General features: G+C 31.2%; 1 protein-coding gene. It reads right to left on the bottom strand.

From position 1 onward, the window contains the following. Positions 1-35: 35 nt before the first annotated feature. Positions 36-713 (bottom strand): tRNA (guanosine(46)-N7)-methyltransferase TrmB, encoded by a 678-nt coding sequence (trmB, locus tag WBY99_RS12265; RefSeq protein WP_423976623.1) that lies wholly within the window; start codon positions 711-713, stop codon positions 36-38. Positions 714-1,699 lie beyond the last annotated feature (986 nt).

Genomic DNA, 1,699 nt, shown 5'->3' with positions numbered 1-1,699 from the left:
TTGGCACACCGAATTTTTATTTATTGAATGTTTTCTTATTTAATCCTAAATTTAATATAAGTAATCGTTTTTCCTTTCGCGGAAAACAATCCTTCGTAATACGTTTTTATCTCTCTTAAAAGCGGAGTTTCCGGGTCGTATTCTGGTGCGCCATAAATATCATGATGCGCAGAAAGGATTTCGTGACCTTGCCCTTGCAAAAGTCCGAATGTATATCCGTGCAGAAATTCTGAGTCAGTTTTAAGGTGCATGATTCCATCTTTTTTTAAAATTTTCTTGTAGCGTTCTAGAAAATCTGGATGGGTCATTCTATGTTTAGTACGTCGGTATTTTATTTGTGGATCGGGGAAGGTAATCCAGATTTCATCAACTTCGTCTTGGTCAAAAAAATGATCAATCAGTTCAATCTGAGTCCGAAGAAAAGCTACATTATGAAGATTTTCTTCGATTGCTTCTTTGGCTCCAAACCAAAATCGCGCACCTTTAATATCTACACCTATGAAATTTTTTTCCGGAAATGCTTTTGCTAATCCTACTGAATATTCTCCTTTGCCACAGCCTAGCTCTAAAACGATAGGATTGTTATTTTTAAACACTTCTTGTCTCCACTTTCCTTTGAGATGAAAATCAGCTAAGGCTTCTGCTCTGGTTGGCTGAAAAACATTAGGAAGTATTTTATTTTCGGCAAATCTCGCCATTTTATTTTTACCCATATTCTATTACAAAACGGTTTAATTAAAAAAACATTTTGTCTATCTATTTAAAATTTAAAAAATTACAAGGCTACAGTTAAAGCATTGATTATAACTGAGTCAAAGATAAAAAAAAAATTAGTACATGATAAAAATTGCAACTTGTTAAAAATCAAGCAATTAGATTGTTTGAAAATTTATATAAATAACTGATAATCAGTGAATTAATAGACCTTTACAACATATTCTATTAACCACACGAACACCAGTCAAGGCAATAAAATTACAGAATTAAGTTCAATTTTAGAACAAAATTTTGAAACGAAAATGAACAAAGCCAGATTAAAATTCATCTCAATGATGATTTTGGCTTTCTACAAAATAAAAACGATCAATTATACCGCTTTTGGCAAATGTTCTTGATAGTGCAACACAAGCGCAAAGTTCACTTGGAAGAATCCAACGTTTTATGGCAGATTTTGATTTGCCAATAAAATTAATTTCTTGCTTTATATTCAGTATATTGCCCAAGAAAGAAGATCTGGTACTGGTTACGGATAGAACGAATTGGAAATTTGGACATGCTAATATCAATATTCTGATGCTTGGAATTTGTTATTAAAATATGGAGATACCAATCATGTTTAAAATGATGGACAAAAGAGGCAATTCGAACACCGCAGAAAGGATTGAATTAGTGAAGCAATTTATCTGCTGGTTCGGGACAGATCGTATAGATTGTTTGTTGGCAGACAGGGAATTTATTGGGCCTTTAGTGTTTTCAAATATGGTTTAAATTATTTGATTAACATTTTGCTAAATCCATTTAATAAATTAAATATCACCGTTTTGCAATTTTTGTCATGTACTTAGATTAATTTTACATGATTTCGCAAAAAAGACTAAACGGAGAAGAAACCTTTTATCAAAGAGTTTGATACTAATGGAAATAATAATTTGAATTCAAAATTGTTAGAATTTTATAAAATATTCGAAAAGTTTAAAAA

Source organism: Kaistella sp. (genome assembly GCF_049588135.1).
Classification (GTDB): Bacteria; Bacteroidota; Bacteroidia; order Flavobacteriales; family Weeksellaceae; genus Kaistella.
Note: the sequence above shows the minus strand (reverse complement) of the source record. Positions and strands in the feature narration are given on the sequence as shown.

Bases quoted from the DNA above. Each gene is read 5' to 3' on its own strand.
- trmB (WP_423976623.1), bottom strand. From the start codon at position 713: ATGGGTAAAAATAAAATGGCGAGATTTGCCGAAAATAAAATACTTCCT.